Annotated in this window: 19 protein-coding genes and 1 pseudogene; 4 read left to right on the top strand and 16 right to left on the bottom strand. The window is 75.0% G+C overall.

What is annotated here, in order from left to right; genetic code table 11:
- Positions 1-106: 106 nt before the first annotated feature.
- The 4 genes from EF903_RS15240 to hisI all read right to left on the bottom strand — a co-directional run bounded on the left by EF903_RS15240 (position 107) and on the right by hisI (position 2,941).
- Positions 107-346 (bottom strand): HGxxPAAW family protein, encoded by a 240-nt coding sequence (locus EF903_RS15240; RefSeq protein WP_125543770.1) that lies wholly within the window; start codon positions 344-346, stop codon positions 107-109.
- A gap of 82 nt (positions 347-428) precedes the next feature.
- On the bottom strand, positions 429-1,049 hold the full coding sequence (locus EF903_RS15235; protein WP_399420909.1) for a TIGR02234 family membrane protein: 621 nt from the start codon (positions 1,047-1,049) through the stop codon (positions 429-431).
- Between the two features lie 6 nt (positions 1,050-1,055).
- On the bottom strand, positions 1,056-2,555 hold the full coding sequence (locus EF903_RS15230; protein WP_125543768.1) for an anthranilate synthase component I: 1,500 nt from the start codon (positions 2,553-2,555) through the stop codon (positions 1,056-1,058).
- Between the two features lie 11 nt (positions 2,556-2,566).
- On the bottom strand, positions 2,567-2,941 hold the full coding sequence (hisI, locus tag EF903_RS15225; protein ID WP_373298965.1) for a phosphoribosyl-AMP cyclohydrolase: 375 nt from the start codon (positions 2,939-2,941) through the stop codon (positions 2,567-2,569).
- 84 nt (positions 2,942-3,025) lie between these two features.
- Between hisI and EF903_RS15220 the strand changes: the two genes are divergently transcribed.
- Positions 3,026-3,658, top strand: a complete 633-nt coding sequence (locus EF903_RS15220; RefSeq protein ID WP_125543766.1) for a TIGR03085 family metal-binding protein — start codon at positions 3,026-3,028, stop codon at positions 3,656-3,658.
- A 61-nt stretch (positions 3,659-3,719) separates the two neighbouring features.
- On the opposite strand, the gene hisF is transcribed toward EF903_RS15220, so the two are convergent.
- Genes hisF through hisD form a run of 8 tightly spaced genes read right to left on the bottom strand, consistent with a single transcriptional unit; the run spans position 3,720 to position 9,463 of the window.
- Positions 3,720-4,475 carry an imidazole glycerol phosphate synthase subunit HisF gene (gene hisF / locus EF903_RS15215; RefSeq protein WP_125543765.1) on the bottom strand — a complete coding sequence of 252 codons (756 nt, stop codon included), beginning with the start codon at positions 4,473-4,475 and terminating at the stop codon, positions 3,720-3,722.
- Positions 4,475-4,876 carry a RidA family protein gene (locus EF903_RS15210; RefSeq protein ID WP_125543764.1) on the bottom strand — a complete coding sequence of 134 codons (402 nt, stop codon included), beginning with the start codon at positions 4,874-4,876 and terminating at the stop codon, positions 4,475-4,477. The genes hisF and EF903_RS15210 overlap by 1 nt, the downstream gene beginning before the upstream one ends.
- Positions 4,873-5,613 (bottom strand): bifunctional 1-(5-phosphoribosyl)-5-((5-phosphoribosylamino)methylideneamino)imidazole-4-carboxamide isomerase/phosphoribosylanthranilate isomerase PriA, encoded by a 741-nt coding sequence (priA, locus tag EF903_RS15205; protein ID WP_125543763.1) that lies wholly within the window; start codon positions 5,611-5,613, stop codon positions 4,873-4,875. Before priA ends, EF903_RS15210 begins: the two co-directional genes overlap by 4 nt.
- Complete coding sequence (hisH, locus tag EF903_RS15200; protein WP_125543762.1) at positions 5,613-6,263, bottom strand: imidazole glycerol phosphate synthase subunit HisH; 651 nt, start codon at positions 6,261-6,263, stop codon at positions 5,613-5,615. The genes priA and hisH overlap by 1 nt, the downstream gene beginning before the upstream one ends.
- Positions 6,260-6,427 (bottom strand): hypothetical protein, encoded by a 168-nt coding sequence (locus EF903_RS34085; protein WP_185902674.1) that lies wholly within the window; start codon positions 6,425-6,427, stop codon positions 6,260-6,262. The genes hisH and EF903_RS34085 overlap by 4 nt, the downstream gene beginning before the upstream one ends.
- 2 nt (positions 6,428-6,429) lie before the next feature.
- Positions 6,430-7,029 (bottom strand): imidazoleglycerol-phosphate dehydratase HisB, encoded by a 600-nt coding sequence (hisB, locus tag EF903_RS15195; protein WP_125543761.1) that lies wholly within the window; start codon positions 7,027-7,029, stop codon positions 6,430-6,432.
- Positions 7,026-8,144 carry a histidinol-phosphate transaminase gene (locus tag EF903_RS15190; protein ID WP_331799172.1) on the bottom strand — a complete coding sequence of 373 codons (1,119 nt, stop codon included), beginning with the start codon at positions 8,142-8,144 and terminating at the stop codon, positions 7,026-7,028. The genes hisB and EF903_RS15190 overlap by 4 nt, the downstream gene beginning before the upstream one ends.
- Positions 8,141-9,463, bottom strand: a complete 1,323-nt coding sequence (gene hisD / locus EF903_RS15185) for a histidinol dehydrogenase (protein ID WP_125543759.1) — start codon at positions 9,461-9,463, stop codon at positions 8,141-8,143. The genes EF903_RS15190 and hisD overlap by 4 nt, the downstream gene beginning before the upstream one ends.
- A 125-nt stretch (positions 9,464-9,588) precedes the next feature.
- On the opposite strand from hisD, the gene EF903_RS15180 reads away from it, so the two are divergent.
- The 3 genes from EF903_RS15180 to ybaK all read left to right on the top strand — a co-directional run bounded on the left by EF903_RS15180 (position 9,589) and on the right by ybaK (position 12,613).
- Positions 9,589-11,190, top strand: a complete 1,602-nt coding sequence (locus EF903_RS15180) for an oxidoreductase (protein ID WP_125543758.1) — start codon at positions 9,589-9,591, stop codon at positions 11,188-11,190.
- A 138-nt stretch (positions 11,191-11,328) separates the two neighbouring features.
- Positions 11,329-12,069, top strand: coding sequence for an LON peptidase substrate-binding domain-containing protein (locus EF903_RS15175; protein ID WP_185902673.1), 741 nt, complete (start codon positions 11,329-11,331; stop codon positions 12,067-12,069).
- 49 nt (positions 12,070-12,118) lie between these two features.
- A complete protein-coding gene (gene ybaK, locus EF903_RS15170; RefSeq protein ID WP_125543756.1) occupies positions 12,119-12,613 on the top strand; it encodes a Cys-tRNA(Pro) deacylase in 495 nt (164 codons plus the stop codon).
- Between the two features lie 16 nt (positions 12,614-12,629).
- Here the strand turns inward: ybaK and EF903_RS15165 are convergent, their stop codons facing one another.
- The 4 genes and pseudogenes from EF903_RS15165 to EF903_RS15150 form a co-directional block, all read right to left on the bottom strand.
- Positions 12,630-13,355 carry a hypothetical protein gene (locus EF903_RS15165; RefSeq protein WP_185902672.1) on the bottom strand — a complete coding sequence of 242 codons (726 nt, stop codon included), beginning with the start codon at positions 13,353-13,355 and terminating at the stop codon, positions 12,630-12,632.
- A gap of 43 nt (positions 13,356-13,398) precedes the next feature.
- Complete coding sequence (locus EF903_RS15160; protein WP_125543755.1) at positions 13,399-14,178, bottom strand: ABC transporter permease; 780 nt, start codon at positions 14,176-14,178, stop codon at positions 13,399-13,401.
- The gene (locus tag EF903_RS15155; protein ID WP_399420901.1) at positions 14,175-15,215 is read right to left on the bottom strand and encodes an ABC transporter ATP-binding protein; all 1,041 of its coding nucleotides are present in this window, start codon (positions 15,213-15,215) and stop codon (positions 14,175-14,177) included. Before EF903_RS15155 ends, EF903_RS15160 begins: the two co-directional genes overlap by 4 nt.
- Before the next feature lie 28 nt (positions 15,216-15,243).
- A pseudogene (locus EF903_RS15150) lies at positions 15,244-15,694 on the bottom strand (NYN domain-containing protein); the annotation flags it as partial.

Genomic DNA, 15,694 nt, shown 5'->3' with positions numbered 1-15,694 from the left:
GCCGGGGGCCGGGGGGTGCGGGAGGCGTCCACGCGCTGATTCTCTCCGGTGACGGCGAAAGGCGCAGCCCGACCGGGCCGCGCCTTTCCCCCTCGGCGTCCGGCGCTCAGGCCTTGGCCGCGGCGATGGCCTTGGCGAGGTCGTCGTGGGCGGGCTTGGGCGCGCCCATGCCGGCGGCCCTCATGCCGAGGCCCACGACGCCTCCGAGCGCGACGACGGCGAGGCCCGCCCAGAACCCGACCGGGTTCGCCAGCACCATGAAGGCGCCGGAGACGCAGAAACCGATGAAGGCGATGATGACACCGGTCCAGGCGGCCGGGGTGTGACCGTGGCTGCTGCCCGCCATGAGTTGCTCCTCGTTTTGCTCTGTCGCACGTGCGGTGCCGCACGCTCGGTTGCCATTGTCCCGCACGGTCGGCGGGCCGTGCTCAGCGGGTGGGGTCCTCGCCGCGGTCCAGGGCCTTCCACAGGTCCTCGGGCCGGTCGGGGTCCGCGGCGGCGGGCCGGGCCGCCCGGGGGCCGCCGTCGCGCTCGTAGCGGCCGCCCATGGCGGGCCAGGCGGCGCCGAACCGCAGGGCGAGCAGCCCGGCGGCAAGGATGAGTGCCGCGCCGGCGGCCGTGGCGTACGGCCAGGCGGTCTGCGCGGCCGTCGCGACGTGCGCGGCGGAGTCCGCGGCCGTCCGCGCGGCCTGCTCGTCCAGGGCCCGGCGGCCGTCGCCGGCGAGGAGCGCGGCGAGGGCCGCGCCGAGGCCGCTGAGCGCCAGCAGCGCCGCGACCAGCTGCCGGCCCCGGCCGCGTACGGCGAAGACGGCGACGAGCGCGGCGAGGCCGACGACGGCCAGGGCGGCGGGCAGCCCGGTGACGTCGCCCCCGTCCGCGGTCAGCGGGACGGTGCCGCCGCCGACGGCGGCGGTGCCGCGGGCCCACACCCGGCCGGAGCCGAGGAGGACCACGCAGGCGCCGAGCGCGCCGAGCAGCAGGGCGGCGGCCACGCTGCGGCGGCTGCCGTTGTCGTTTCGGGAGGGGGGTGCGGCACTCACGCCCCCCACTATCCCCTACCGCCCCGGGGCGTCGGCCATCCGGTTCGCCGCGGCGACCGCGCGGAGCACCGCGGAGGCCTTGTTGCGGCACTCCAGGTCCTCCAGCTCGGGCACCGAGTCGGCGACCACGCCCGCGCCGGCCTGCACGTACGCGGTTCCGTCGCGGAGCAGGGCGGTGCGGATGGCGATGGCGGTGTCGGAGTCCCCGGCGAAGTCGAGGTAGCCGACGCAGCCGCCGTACAGGCCGCGGCGGGTGGGCTCCAGCTCCTCGATGATCTGCATGGCGCGCGGCTTGGGCGCCCCGGAGAGCGTGCCGGCGGGGAAGCAGGCGGTGAGCACGTCGAAGGCGGTCTTCCCCTCGGCGACGCGGCCGGTGACGGTGGAGACGATGTGCATGACGTGCGAGTACCGCTCGATGCTCATGAAGTCGACGACCTCGACGGAGCCGGGCTCGCAGACCCGGCCGAGGTCGTTGCGGCCCAGGTCGACGAGCATCAGGTGCTCGGCGCGCTCCTTGGGGTCGGCGAGCAGCTCCTCGGCGAGCTCGTGGTCGCGCTGCGGGGTGGCGCCGCGGTGGCGGGTACCCGCGATGGGGTGGACCATGGCCCGCCCGTCCTCGACCTTGACGAGGGCCTCGGGGCTGGAGCCGACGACGTCGAAGCCGTTCTCGAAGCGGAAGAGGTACATGTACGGGGACGGGTTGGTGGCGCGCAGCACCCGGTAGACGTCCAGGGCGGAGGCGTGGCAGGGGGTCTCGAACCGCTGCGAGGGCACGACCTGGAAGGCCTCTCCGGCCCGGATCCGCTCCTTGACGTCCTCGACGGCGGCCTGGTAGTCGGCGCCGCCCCACAGGGCGGAGAAGGCGGGCAGCTCGGCGGAGGGCAGCGGGGCGGGCGTGTAGGGGGCGGGGCGCGCGAGGTCGGCCTCCATGGCGTCGAGGCGGGCGACGGCGTCCGCGTAGGCCTCGTCGACGCCGGTGTCGAGGTCGTTGTGGTTGATGGCGTTGGCGATGAGCTGGACGCTGCCGTCCCAGTGGTCGAGGACGGCGAGGTCGGAGGTGAGCAGCATGGTCAGCTCGGGCAGCCGGAGGTCGTCGGTGCCGTGGTCGCCGATGCGTTCCAGGCGGCGGACGATGTCGTAGCCGAGGTAGCCGACCATGCCGCCGGTGAAGGGCGGCATCCCGGCGGCGAGGTCGCGGGGGGTGTGCAGGGCCTCCACGGTGGCGCGCAGGGCGTGCAGCGGGTCGCCGCCGGTGGGGACGCCGACGGGCGGGGTGCCGATCCAGTGGGCCTCGCCGTCGCGGACGGTGAGGGTGGCGCGGCTGCGGACGCCGACGAAGGAGTAGCGGGACCAGGAGCGGCCGTTCTCGGCGGACTCCAGCAGGAAGGTGCCCGGGCGCTCGGCGGCCAGCTTGCGGTAGAGGCCGACGGGGGTGTCGCCGTCGGCGAGCAGTTTGCGGCTCACCGGGATGACGCGGCGGTCTGCGGCGAGCTTGCGGAACTGTTCGAGGTCCATGCGTGGGTTACCTAACCTGCCTGGTCGGCGGCGAGCGGGAGGACGTCGGCGTCGAAGCACGTGCGGGCGCCGGTGTGGCAGGCGGCGCCCACCTGGTCGACCTTGACGAGGAGGGTGTCGGCGTCGCAGTCGAGGGCGACGGACTTCACGTGCTGGACGTGCCCGGAGGTGTCCCCCTTGACCCAGTACTCCCGGCGGCTGCGGGACCAGTAGGTGCAGCGGCCGGTGGTCAGGGTGCGGTGGAGCGCCTCGTCGTCCATCCAGCCGAGCATGAGCACCTCGCCGGTGTCGTACTGCTGGGCGATGGCCGGGACGAGGCCGTCCGCGGAGCGCTTGAGCCGGGCCGCGATGGCGGGGTCGAGGGAGGAGCTGGTCATGCGGGCCATTGTGCCGCGCGGGGCGGGGGGTGGTGGATCACTGTCCGCCTGATGGGCGGGCACGCGGCGCGCGGCCGCCGTAGGCTTGCCCGCATGTCTACCCATGCGAAGCGTGAACGCCTGCTCCTGGCGGACCTGTTGGAGTCGGCGGGCCCGCACGCGCCGACGCTGTGCGAGGGCTGGCTGACCCGGGACCTCGCGGCGCACGTGGTCGTGCGCGAGCGCCGCCCGGACGCGGCGGGCGGCCTGCTGCTGAACGTGCTGAAGGACCGGCTGGACAAGGCGATGGCCGAGTACGCGGCGAAGCCGTACGAGGAGTTGCTCCAGCTGATCCGGACGGGCCCGCCGAAGCTGTCGGTGTACTCGCTGAAGCAGGTCGACGAGGCGGCGAACGCGGTGGAGTTCTACGTGCACGCGGAGGACGTGCGGCGGGCGCAGCCCGACTGGACGCCGCGGCAGGTGGACCCGGTGTTCTCGGACGCGCTGTGGTTCCGGCTGGAGAAGCTGGCACGGCTGACGGGGCGCCGCTCGCCGGTGGGCCTGGTGCTGCGGCGGCCGGACGGGCGCACGGTGGTGGCGCACAAGGGGACGCCGGTGGTGACGGTGACGGGCGAGCCGGGCGAGCTGGTGCTGTTCTGCTTCGGGCGGCAGGCCTCGGCGTCCGTGGAGCTGGACGGCGACGAGCAGGCGGTCGCCCGCCTGACGACGGCCCGCCTGGGCATCTGACGGGAAGCCCCCTGCCCCCGCCGGAGCGGGGGGGCAGGGGGCGTCCCGGCGTTGCCGCGGGTCAGCGGACCGGGTGGCCCGCCTCGCGGAGGGTGTCCTTGACCTGGGAGATCCGCAGGTCGCCGAAGTGGAACACCGAGGCGGCGAGGACCGCGTCGGCGCCGGCCTCGATGGCCGGCGGGAAGTGCTCCAGGCGGCCGGCGCCCCCGGAGGCGATCACCGGGACGGTGACGTGCTTGCGGACGGCGGCGATCATCTCGGTGTCGTAGCCGTCCTTGGTGCCGTCGGCGTCCATCGAGTTCAGCAGGATCTCGCCGGCGCCCAGCTCGGCCGCCCGGTGGGCCCACTCGACGGCGTCGATGCCGGTGCCGCGGCGGCCGCCGTGGGTGGTGACCTCGAAGGATCCGGTGTCGGTGCGGCGGGCGTCGACGGACAGGACGAGGACCTGCCGGCCGAACCGCTCGGCGATCTCGCGGACCAGGTCGGGCCGCTCGATGGCGGCGGTGTTGACGCCGACCTTGTCGGCGCCGGCCCGCAGCAGCCGGTCCACGTCGTCGGCGGTGCGGACGCCGCCGCCGACGGTGAGCGGGATGAAGACCTGCTCGGCGGTGCGGCGGACCACGTCGTAGGTGGTCTCGCGGTTGCCGGAGGAGGCGGTGATGTCGAGGAAGGTCAGCTCGTCGGCGCCCTCGGCGTCGTACAGCCTGGCCATCTCGACCGGGTCGCCGGCGTCGCGCAGGTTCTGGAAGTTGACGCCCTTGACGACGCGGCCGCTGTCCACGTCCAGGCAGGGGATCACCCGTACGGCGAGTGACATCAGGACTCCCCTCGGTAGGCTTCGACCTCGACCTCGACGACCAGGCTCGGGTCGACGAAGCCGGAAACGATGATCATGGAGGCGGCGGGGCGGACGGAGTCGAAGAGCTCCTTGTGGGCCCGGCCCACCTCGTCGACGTCCCGCGCGTGGGTGAGGTACATGCGGGTGCGGACGACGTGCTCGGCGCCCAGGCCGGCCTGGGCGAGCGCGTCGAAGGCGACGCGGAAGGCGTTGACCGTCTGCTCGTACGGCCCGCCGGCGACGACCTTGCCGTCGACGACGGAGGTGCAGCCGGAGACGAGCACCAGCCCGTTGGGCAGCTCGACGGCCCGGGAGTAGCCCACGGCCTCCTCCCAGGGGCCGCCCGTGGAGATGCGGCGGACGCCGCCGGTGGCGGTCATGCGCCGGCCACCGCCCGCAGCGCCTCCTGGAGGGTGAAGGCCTTGGTGTAGAGGGCCTTGCCGACGATCGCGCCCTCGACGCCCAGCGGCACGAGCTCGGCGAGCGCCCGCAGGTCGTCGAGGCCGGCGATGCCGCCGGAGGCGACGACCGGCCGGTCGGTGGCGGCGCACACGTTCCGCAGCAGCTCCAGGTTGGGACCGGTCAGCGTGCCGTCCTTGCCGATGTCGGTGACGACGTAGCGGGCGCAGCCCTCGGAGTCCAGGCGGGCCAGGGTCTCGTACAGGTCGCCGCCCTCACTGGTCCAGCCGCGCCCCTTGAGGGTGGTGCCGCGGACGTCGAGGCCGACCGCGATGCGGTCGCCGTGCTCGGCGATGGCCTTGGCGGTCCACTCGGGGGCTTCGAGGGCGGCGGTGCCGAGGTTGACGCGGGTGCAGCCGGTGGCGAGCGCGGCGGCGAGGGTGGCGTCGTCGCGGATGCCGCCGGACAGCTCGACCTTGATGTCGAGGGCGCCGGTGATCTCGGCGACGAGGGCGCGGTTGTCGCCGGTGCCGAAGGCGGCGTCGAGGTCGACGAGGTGGAGCCATTCGGCGCCGGCGCCCTGCCAGGCGAGGGCCGCCTCCAGCGGGGAGCCGTAGGAGGTCTCGGTCCCGGACACGCCGTGCACCAGGCGCACGGCCTGGCCGTCGCGGACGTCGACCGCGGGGAGGAGTTCCAGCGTCGCGCGGGGCTCGGTCATCACAGGGTCTCGATCCAGTTGGTGAGGAGCTGGGCTCCGGCGTCGCCGGACTTCTCGGGGTGGAACTGGGTGGCCCACAGGGCGCCGTTCTCGACCGCCGCGACGAAGCGCTCGCCATGGGTGGCCCAGGTGACCTTGGGGGCCCGGATCGCCGGGTTGGTGACCTCCAGGCTCCAGTCGTGCGCCGCGTAGGAGTGGACGAAGTAGAAGCGGGCGTCCGCGTCCAGCCCGGCGAAGGCCCGGCTGTCCGCGGGGGCCTCGACGGTGTTCCAGCCCATGTGGGGGACGACCGGGGCGCGGAGCGGGCCGACGGTTCCGGGCCACTCGTCGAGGCCTGGAGTCTCCACGCCGTGCTCGATGCCGCGCTCGAAGAGGATCTGCATGCCGACGCAGATGCCCATGACGGGCCGGCCGCCGGAGAGGCGGCGGCCGATGATCCAGTCGCCGCGGACGGACTTCAGGCCCTCCATGCAGGCGGCGAAGGCGCCGACGCCGGGGACGAGCAGGCCGTCGGCGTCCATGGCCTTGTCGTAGTCGCGGGTGATCTCGACGTCCGCGCCGACGCGCGCGAGGGCGCGCTCGGCGGAGCGGACGTTGCCGAAGCCGTAGTCGAGGACGGCGACCGTCTTGGTGGGTCGGGCAGCGCTCATTCCCACATCCCCTGGATCCGCAGGACTCCGGCGGCGAGGCACATCGCGGAGCCGATGGCGAGCAGCAGGACGACCGACTTGGGCATCTGCTGCTTCTGGAAGGAGTACACGCCGCCGGCCAGGAACAGGCCGACGACGATCAGTACGGTGTTGAGGCCGTTCACGGCTAGAGGGCGCCCTTCGTCGAGGGCAGGATGCCGGCGGCGGCCGCGCGGGGGTCGAGCTCGCTGGCGTACCGCAGGGCCCGGGCGAGCGCCTTGAACTGGCACTCGACGATGTGGTGGGCGTTGCGGCCGTACGGGACGTGGACGTGCAGGGCGATCTGGGCCTGCGCGACGAAGGACTCCAGGATGTGCCGGGTCATCGTCGTGTCGTACGCGCCGATCATGGGGGCCATGTTCTCGGGCTCGGTGTGCACGAGGTAGGGGCGGCCCGACAGGTCCACGGTCACCTGGGCGAGGGATTCGTCCAGGGGGACGGTGCAGTTGCCGAAGCGGTAGATGCCGACCTTGTCGCCGAGGGCCTGCTTGAAGGCGGCGCCGAGGGCGAGGGCGGTGTCCTCGATGGTGTGGTGGCTGTCGATGTGGAGGTCGCCGTCGGTCTTGACCGTGAGGTCGAACATGCCGTGGCGGCCGAGCTGGTCGAGCATGTGGTCGAAGAAGCCGACGCCGGTGGACACGTCGACCCGGCCGGTCCCGTCGAGGTTTATCTCGACGACGACGGAGGTCTCCTTCGTGGTGCGCTCGACCCGTCCGATGCGGCTCATGCGTGCTGCTCCTTCTTCAGTGCGCGAACCGCTTCCAGGAACGCGTCGTTCTCGGCCGGGGTGCCCGCGGTGACCCGCAGCCATCCCGGTACGCCGTTGTCCCGGACCAGGACGCCCCGGTCGAGGATCTGCCGCCAGGCGGTGTGGGAGTCCTCGAACCTGCCGAACTGGACGAAGTTCGCGTCGGACTCGGTGACCTCGTAGCCGATCGCCCGCAGTTCGGCGACCAGCCGGTCCCGCTCGGCCTTGAGCTGCTCGACGTAGCCGAGCAGGGTGTCGGTGTGCTCCAGGGCCGCCAGCGCGGTGGCCTGGGTGACGGCCGACAGGTGGTACGGCAGGCGGACCAGCTGGACGGCGTCGACCACGGCCCGGTGCGCGGCGAGGTAGCCCAGGCGCAGTCCGGCGGCTCCGAAGGCCTTGGACATGGTCCGGGAGACCACCAGGTTCGGGCGGCCCTCGATCAGCGGCAGGAGGGAGGGCCGGTGGCTGAACTCGACGTACGCCTCGTCGACGACGACCAGTGACGGCTTGGCGGCCTGGGCGGCGTCGTGCAGGGCGAGGACGGTCTCCGCCTCGACCGCGGTGCCCGTCGGGTTGTTGGGCGAGGTGATGAAGACGACGTCGGGGGCGTTCTCCGCGATGGCCCGGGCGGCGGCGTCCGGGTCGATGGTGAAGTCGTCCCGGCGCGGCCCGGAGATCCAGCCGGTGCCGGTGCCGCGGGCGATCAGGGCGTGCATGGAGTACGAGGGCTCGAAGCCGATCGCGGTGCGGCCGGGCCCGCCGAAGGTCTGCAGGAGCTGCTGGATGACCTCGTTGGAGCCGTTGGCGGCCCACACGTTCTCCCGGCCGACCGGGTGGCCGGCCGTGCGGGTGAGGTAGGCGGCCAGGGCGGTCCGCAGCTCGACGGCGTCCCGGTCGGGGTAGCGGTTGAGGGTGCGGGCCGCGTCGGCGACGCGTTCGGCGATGCGCCGCACCAGCTCCTCGGGGAGCTCGTACGGGTTCTCGTTGGTGTTGAGCTGCACGGGGACGTCCAGCTGGGGCGCGCCGTAGGGGCTCTTGCCGCGCAGCTCGTCCCGGATGGGCAGGTCGTCGATGCCGATGGCTCTGTCGGTCACTGGCCGGGCACCTTCCATCCGAAGCGGGCCTTGAGGGCGGCGCCGTGCGCGGGCAGGTCCTCGGCCTCGGCGAGGGTGACCACGTGGTGGGCGACCTCGGCGAGGGCGTCGCGGGTGTAGTCGACGAGGTGGATGCCGCGCAGGAAGGACTGCACGGACAGGCCGGAGGAGTGGCAGGCGCAGCCGCCGGTGGGCAGGACGTGGTTGGAGCCGGCGCAGTAGTCGCCGAGGGAGACGGGCGCCCAGGGGCCGACGAAGATCGCGCCGGCGTTGCGGACGCGGGCCGCCCAGGCGGCGGCGTCGGCGGTCTGGATCTCCAGGTGCTCCGCTCCGTATGCGTCGACGACCTTCAGGCCGTCCTCCAGGCTGTCCACGAGGACGATCGCGGACTGCCGGCCGGCGAGGGCCGGGCGGATCCGGTCCTCGACGTGCTTGGTGGCGGCGACCTGCGGTTCGAGTTCCTTCTCGACGGCGGCCGCGAGGTCCTCGGAGTCGGTGACGAGGACGGCGGCGGCCAGCGGGTCGTGCTCGGCCTGGCTGATCAGGTCGGCGGCGACGTGCACCGGGTCGGCGGTGGCGTCGGCGAGGACGGCGATCTCGGTCGGGCCGGCCTCGGTGTCGATGCCGATCTTCCCGGTGAAGTAGCGCTTGGCGGCGGCGACCCAGATGTTGCCGGGGCCGGTGACCATGTTGACCGGCAGGCAGTCCTCGGTGCCGTACGCGAACATCGCGACGGCGACCGCGCCGCCGGCCGCGTACACCTCGTCCACGCCGAGCAGGGCGCAGGCGGCGAGGATGGTCGGGTGGGGCAGGCCGCCGAACTCCGCCTGCGGCGGAGAGGCCAGCGCGATCGAGCCGACGCCGGCCTCCTGCGCGGGGACGACGTTCATGACGACGGACGACGGGTACACCGAGCGGCCGCCCGGCGCGTACAGGCCGACGCGCTCGACCGGAACCCACTTCTCGGTCACGGTGCCGCCGGGGACGACCTGGGTGGTGTGCGCGCCGCGCCGCTGGCTGCGGTGCACGGTCCGGGCGCGGCGGATCGACTCCTCCAGCGCGGCGCGGACCTTCGGGTCGAGGCCCGCGAGCGCCTCGGTAAGCGCCTCGGCGGGAACCCTGACCTGCTCCAGCCGGACTCCGTCGAACTTCTGCGCGTACTCGATCAGCGCCGCCGTGCCGCGATGATGGACGTCCTCGCAGATGGGCCGCACCTTCTCCAGGGCGGCTTCCACGTCGAACTCGGCACGGGGCAGCAGGTCGCGCAGGGCCGCGCCCTCGGGGAGGGCGTCGCCGCGCAGGTCGATACGAGAGATCACCCCCCAATTCTCTCAGACCGCTTCACTCGACCGTCCGCCCGTATCACTGGCTGATACGCGTCCCGGCTGTCACCGGCTGCCCTTAGCGTTCGGCGGAGAGTGCACGATCAGCGGAGGGGGCCGCCATGACCGATGCGCAGTCCGCGGGCGAGGAGCCGGCGGACCTGACGGAGCCCGAGCGCCGGATGTGGCGGGCCTTCCGCACGGGCGCCATGTGCGACCTGAGCGCCCGCGCCGCCGTCGAGGACGATCCGCACGGGGAGCGGGCGTGGGGGCCGGAGCGCAGCGTCCGGGCCGAGGTGGTGGCGCTGCTGCTGCTCCACGGGCCGCCGCCGGAGCCGGGCCGGGTGGCGTCGCTGAAGCTGCGCGGGGTTCGGGTCACGGGCCGCCTGGACCTGTCGGGCGGGACGGTCGAGCCGTACGTGGAGCTGCGCTCCTGCCGCTTCGACGGCGAGGTGCAGCTGTCGGAGACCCGGTTCGGGACGCTGCGGCTGGTGGACTGCGCGGTCCCCCGCCTGGACGCCTCCCGCCTGCACACCGAGGGCGACCTGCACCTGCCGCGCTGCCGGGTGGCGCGGGGGATCCGGCTGACCGACGCGCAGATCGGCACGGACCTGCTGGTCAGCCAGGCCGTCGTGCAGCGCGACGGGCGCGGGCGGGCCTTCGCGGCGGACGGGCTGTCGGTCGGGCAGGACTTCCAGGGCGAGCTGCTGGAGGCGTACGGGGAGGTGAGCCTGCGCGGGGCGAAGGTCGGGGTGTCGATGAACCTGCGCGGGGCGCGGCTGGCCAACCCGCACGGGCGGTGGGCGCTGAACGCGCCGCAGCTGACGGTGGAGCGGACGCTGTACCTGACCTCGATCGCGCTGGGCTGGGTGCCGGGCGGGTCGGGGTCCTCCACTCCCCCGTACGGCCTGGGGCAGACGCCGGCGCGGGGGCAGCGCTCCCGGCCCTTCGAGTGCCGGGGCGGGCTGCGCCTGGACGACGGCCGGTTCGGCGACGCGGTGGACTTCTACGGGGCGCGGTTCGCGCCGGAGGCGGGCCAGGAGGTGTCGCTGCGCCGCATCCAGACGCCGGAGCTGCGGTTCGTGGGCGAGCGGCCGGAGCGGGGGCGGGTGGTGCTGTCGGGGGCGAAGGTGGTGAAGCTGGTGGACGCCTGGACCAGCTGGCCGGGCGGGGGCGGGGTGGCGATCGAGGGGTTCGCGTACGAGGCACTGGCGCCGCGCGGGCACTTCCCGCTGGCGCGCCGGCTGGAGTGGGTGGCCGCGGCGACCCCGGAGTACTCGCCGGAGCCGTACGAGCGGCTGGCGGCGGTGCTGCGGGCGAGCGGCGAGGACGCGGACGCGCGGGAGGTGCTGCTGGCGAAGCAGCGCAGGCGGCGGGCGACGCTGCCGCCGGCGGTGAAGGCGTGGGGGTACCTCCAGGACTGGACGGTGGCGTACGGGTACCGGCCGGGCCGGGCGGCGCTGTGGATGGCGCTGCTGTGGGCGGCGGGGACGGTGCTGTTCGCGGGGCACGCCCCGCGGGCGGTCAAGGCGGACGAGCACCCGGAGTGGAACCCCGCCCTGTACGCCCTGGACCTGCTGCTGCCGGTCATCGACCTGGGCCAGGAGGGGCAGTGGAGGATGGCCGGGGCCTGGCAGTGGGGATCGGCGGCGATGGTCCTGCTGGGCTGGATCCTGGCCACGACGGTGGCTGCGGGGGCGTCGCGGCTGCTGCGGCGCGGCTGACGCCGGGCCGGGCCGCGGCGGACGGCGGCGGACGGCCGGGGCGGCCGGCGGAGCGGGCGCCCGGGCGGGCGCCGGCCGGGGCGGGTCGGAACAACCGAGGTGACAGGGCCCGCCCCGCCCCCACTACCCTTGTCCGTCGTGACCACCGTTCGCCTCCCCCTCTTCCCCCTGAACACGGTGCTGTTCCCCGGACTGGTGCTTCCGCTGAACGTCTTCGAGGAGCGTTATCGCGCCATGATGCGGGAGCTGCTGAAGACGGGCGAGGACGAGCCGCGCCGCTTCGCCGTCGTCGCGATCCGCGACGGCCGCGAGGTCGCCCCGACCGCTCCCGGCCTGCCGGATCCGACGTCCCTGCCCGAGCGGGGCCCGTCCGCGGGCTTCGGTCCGGACCCGCTCCAGGCGTTCCACCGGGTGGGCTGCATCGCGGATGCGGCGACGATCCGGGAGCGCGAGGACGGCGGCTTCGAGGTCCTCGCGACCGGCACGACCCGGGTCCGCCTGCTGTCGGTGGACTCCTCCGGGCCGTTCCTGGTGGCGGAGCTGGAGGAGCTCGCGGAGGAGCAGGGCGACGGCGCGGGCGCGCTGGCGGACGGGGTGCTGCGGGCGTTCCGGACCTACCAGAAGCGGCTGGCGGGGGCCCGGGAGCGGAGCCTGGCGACCGCGGCGGAGCTGCCGGACGAGCCGTCGGTGGTGTCGTACCTGGTGGCCGCGGCCGCCGTGCTGGACGTGCCGACGAAGCAGCGGCTGCTCCAGGCCCCGGACACGGCGACGCGCCTGGCGGAGGAGCTGCGGCTGCTGCGCGCGGAGTCGGCGCTCATCCGGCACCTTCCGTCGCTGCCGGCGGTGGACCTCACCCGCGCGCCGACCAGCCAGAACTGACCGCGCCGCCGCCCCGCGGCGCGACCTGACGACGGGGGGAGTCCTTCCGATGGCGAAGAAGAAGGCCGCGGCCGCGGCGACACCGGCGATCGCCGCCCTGACGGCGGCGGGCGCGCCCTTCACGGTGCACGCCTACGAGCACGATCCGGCGCACCCCTCGTACGGGCAGGAGGCCGCGGAGGCGATGGGCGTGAGCCCGGACCGGGTGTTCAAGACGCTCGTGGCGGACGTGGACGGCGTCCTGACCGTGGCGGTGGTCCCGGTGTCCGGCAGCCTGGACCTCAAGGCGCTGGCCGCGGCGGTCGGCGGCAAGCGGGCGGCGATGGCGGACCCCGCGCTGGCGGAGCGGACGACCGGCTACGTGCTCGGCGGCATCTCGCCGCTGGGGCAGCGCAGGCGGCTGCGGACGGTGGTGGACGCCTCGGCGGACGCGCACCCCACGGTGTGCGTGTCGGCGGGGCGGCGCGGCCTGGAGGTCGAGCTGGCACCCGGCACGCTGGCCGGGCTCACGCAGGCCGTCCTGGCTCCGATCGCCCGCGCCTGAGCAGTCCGGCCGCCGGTCAGGCGGGCGGTGGCCCCGCGGCGGCGGGGCCGGTCGGCGGCTGCGGCCCGCCCCCACCCTCGGGGGTGCGGGGCGCCCGGCCGCCCTGCGGTTCGGCGTGGACGTACGGCGGGGGGTACACGGCCGCCCCGGCGGGCTCCGGGCCGGCCTCGTGGGGGTCGGGGTCCTGCGGCCCCCATACGGCGATGAGCCCCAGGTAGGCGGCGAGCGCCGCCATCGGCCAGGCCAGCAGCGCCCCGTGGGCGAGGAGCTGGAGCGGCGCGTCGAAGGGGACGCCCTTGCCGGCCTCCGCCGCGGAGGCGGCGATGTCGGCCGGGGGCCCCAGCCGGAGCCCCGCCCGCCAGCCGAGCAGGGAGGCGAAGCAGGACCCGATCCCGAGGCCGATGGCCTGGGCGACGCCGCCGCGGCGCCGCCACAGGAAGACCAGGACCGCGCTCAGCACGCCGAGTCCGACGCCGAGCAGCAGGAAGGTGCCGTCGGCGCCCACGCGGGCTTCGCTCTCGGTGTTCCGCAGGAAGACGGCCTCGCCGTTGGACACGTACTGCGTCCGCGGCGCGAGCCACGCCCACAGCACGCCGAGGAGGGCTCCGGCCGCACCGGTGGCCAGGGTGATGGCGGCCGCGTCCCGGATGTCCGCGAGGGCGGTGCCCGCCGCGGATCCGCCCGGCGCGCCGGGCGGCGACGGCGGTTCGGCGGGGGGCGGTGTGGTCACGGCTTCGGTCACCCCCACATCGTGCCAGGTGCGGCGGCCGGAGGCGGAACCGGAGTCAGCGGACGGCGGCCCGCCGGTACGCCCACGTCGCGGCGGACAGCGACAGGACGCCCACGGCCGCGCACACGCCGAGGTCGAGGCAGACGGCCGCCCAGTCGGGGTTCGGGGAGAACGTCCGGGCGAACGCCTCCACCCCGTACGTGGACGGCAGCAGGTCCCGCGCCCACACGATCACCTGGGGCATCCGCTCCGGCGGCAGCACCCCCAGCAGCAGCGCCGCCGACATGCCGAGCTGCCCGGCCAGCGTGGCGAGCTCCTGCCGCGGGGCGAGCAGGCCGAGGGCCGCGCCCAGTCCGGCGAGCGCCGCCCCGGCCAGCGGGACGACAGCGGCGAGGATCCACAGCCCGCCCATGGGCAGCCCGAACAGCAGGCAGCCGATGACGGCGGTCACGAGCGTGCCGGGGAGGGTGAAGGAGGCGTACGCGGCGGCCGCGCCCAGCACCACCGAGGCGGGCGGGACGGGCAGCGTGGCGTAGTGGTCGAGCCCGCCGCCGGCCCTCAGCTGTCCGAAGTACTGGGCCAGCAGGTTGAGCGCGACGAAGGCGACGACCAGGACCGATGAGCCGGCCACGACGGCCCGGGCCTCCGATCCGCCGTCGACGACGCCCCGCATCAGGACCATGATGCCGACGGACTGGAAGGTGGCGACGAACAGCAGCGGGATCCGCGCGACGCGGGCCCGCGACAGCTGCGCCCGGTACACGGCGGCCAGCGACGGCAGGAGCCGGGCCCGCGGGGCGGGCGCGGCGAGGGGGACGGAGGTGGCCGCGCTCACGACTTCACCAGGCCTTTCGCAGTGCGCCCGCCCAGCGCGAGGTAGACGTCCTCCAGACTCGGGGTCGCCAGCGTGAAGTCGTCGAGGGCTGCGAACGCGGGCCCGCCGGTGACGGCCGCGACCGCGGCGCGCGCCTCGTCCGGGGTGAGCCGCAGCACCCACCGGCGGCCGGACTCGGCCGCGGCGCCGGCCAGGGCGGTGATCGCGGGGACGTCGAGGGGCGGCGCGGTGCGCCACACGAGTTCGAGGCGGACCTCGTCGGAGACGCGGGCCTTCAGCGCGGCGGGCGTGTCGCAGGCGATGACCCTGCCCTGGTCGATGACGGCGACCCGGTCGAGGACGGTCTCGGCCTCGATGACGTTGTGGGTGACCAGGACGACGGTGGCGCCGTGCTCGGCGCGCCGCCGGTCCACGGCGGCCCAGACGGCGCGCCGGGCGACGGGGTCCATGCCGGTGGTGGGCTCGTCCAGGACGAGCACCGGGCGCTCGCCGACGAGGGCGGCGGCGAAGCAGGCGAGCCGCCGCTGGCCGCCGGAGAGCTTCTTCAGGGGGCGCCCGGCGATCGGGGTCAGCCCGAGCTCCTCCAGGACGGCGTCGCGTGCGGCGCGTGCGGCGCGCAGGTCGAGGCCGCGCAGCCGGGCGGTGGTCTCGGCGGCCAGGGACACGGTGAGCTCGTCGAGGGCGGTGGACTCCTGGCCGAGGTAGGCGAGGAGGCGGGAGGCGAGCTCGGGGCGGCGGACGATGTCGTGGCCGAGCAGGGTGACGGAGCCGGAGTCGGGCCGCAGCAGCCCGGTGAGCTGGCGGACGAGGGTGGACTTGCCGGCGCCGTTGGGGCCGAGCAGCCCGAAGACCTCGCCGCGCCGCACGTCGAGGGAGATGCCGTCGGTGGCGCGGGTCTCGGGGAGGGCGGGTGCGCCGCGTCGGCCGCGGACCGCGGGATACGTCTTGACCAGGTCACGCACCGCGCAGACCACGCCGTCGGCCGCTGCCGTGCCGCTGCCGCCCTGCGGTCTCGCTGGTGCTGTGCCCGTACTCACGAGGGAGCAGCCTACGCGGCTCCGGGCCCTACTCGGGCGCCGGGGTCGCCGGGGGTCCCGGCACGGCGGCCGGCGGAGCGGCGACGCGGTCGGCCGCGGCGCGCACGTCGATCTCCCTCCAGAAGCCCGCGCGGATGGCGTAGCGGTCGTGTTCGTCGATCTGGTCGTCCTTGTGGGCGAGGAGGCCGAAGCGGGCGGCGTAGCGCAGGAGCTCGCCATCGATGCGGTGCGGGATCCGCGGGTACATGGTGGCGAGCTTGTGGAGGTGGACGGCCTCGGGGAGGCGCTCCATCCAGCGCCGGGCGAAGACCTGTCCGACCTCGAAGGGGTCGCCGCCGACGGTGGTGATGTCCTCCTCCCGGTCGGCCCAGCGCTGCTCGGCGCTGGTGAGCTGGGCGAGGGTGGGCAGGGAGGCGGTCTCGGCGGGCTCGCCGAGCGGTCCGGCCCGGTCGATCCAGCCCCGGTCGGAGGACCAGCGC

The organism is Streptomyces sp. WAC05292 (genome assembly GCF_003949955.1).
Lineage (GTDB): Bacteria > Actinomycetota > Actinomycetes > Streptomycetales > Streptomycetaceae > Streptomyces > Streptomyces globosus.
The sequence above is the reverse complement of the archived record's forward strand: the minus strand, read 5'-3'. Positions and strand labels throughout refer to the sequence as shown.

Bases quoted from the DNA above. Each gene is read 5' to 3' on its own strand.
- EF903_RS15240 (WP_125543770.1), bottom strand. From the start codon at position 346: ATGGCGGGCAGCAGCCACGGTCACACCCCGGCCGCCTGGACCGGTGTC.
- EF903_RS15230 (WP_125543768.1), bottom strand. From the start codon at position 2,555: ATGGACCTCGAACAGTTCCGCAAGCTCGCCGCAGACCGCCGCGTCATC.
- hisI (WP_373298965.1), bottom strand. From the start codon at position 2,941: ATGGCCCGCATGACCAGCTCCTCCCTCGACCCCGCCATCGCGGCCCGG.
- EF903_RS15220 (WP_125543766.1), top strand. From the start codon at position 3,026: ATGTCTACCCATGCGAAGCGTGAACGCCTGCTCCTGGCGGACCTGTTG.
- hisF (WP_125543765.1), bottom strand. From the start codon at position 4,475: ATGTCACTCGCCGTACGGGTGATCCCCTGCCTGGACGTGGACAGCGGC.
- EF903_RS15210 (WP_125543764.1), bottom strand. From the start codon at position 4,876: ATGACCGCCACCGGCGGCGTCCGCCGCATCTCCACGGGCGGCCCCTGG.
- priA (WP_125543763.1), bottom strand. From the start codon at position 5,613: ATGACCGAGCCCCGCGCGACGCTGGAACTCCTCCCCGCGGTCGACGTC.
- hisH (WP_125543762.1), bottom strand. From the start codon at position 6,263: ATGAGCGCTGCCCGACCCACCAAGACGGTCGCCGTCCTCGACTACGGC.
- hisB (WP_125543761.1), bottom strand. From the start codon at position 7,029: ATGAGCCGCATCGGACGGGTCGAGCGCACCACGAAGGAGACCTCCGTC.
- EF903_RS15180 (WP_125543758.1), top strand. From the start codon at position 9,589: ATGACCGATGCGCAGTCCGCGGGCGAGGAGCCGGCGGACCTGACGGAG.
- ybaK (WP_125543756.1), top strand. From the start codon at position 12,119: ATGGCGAAGAAGAAGGCCGCGGCCGCGGCGACACCGGCGATCGCCGCC.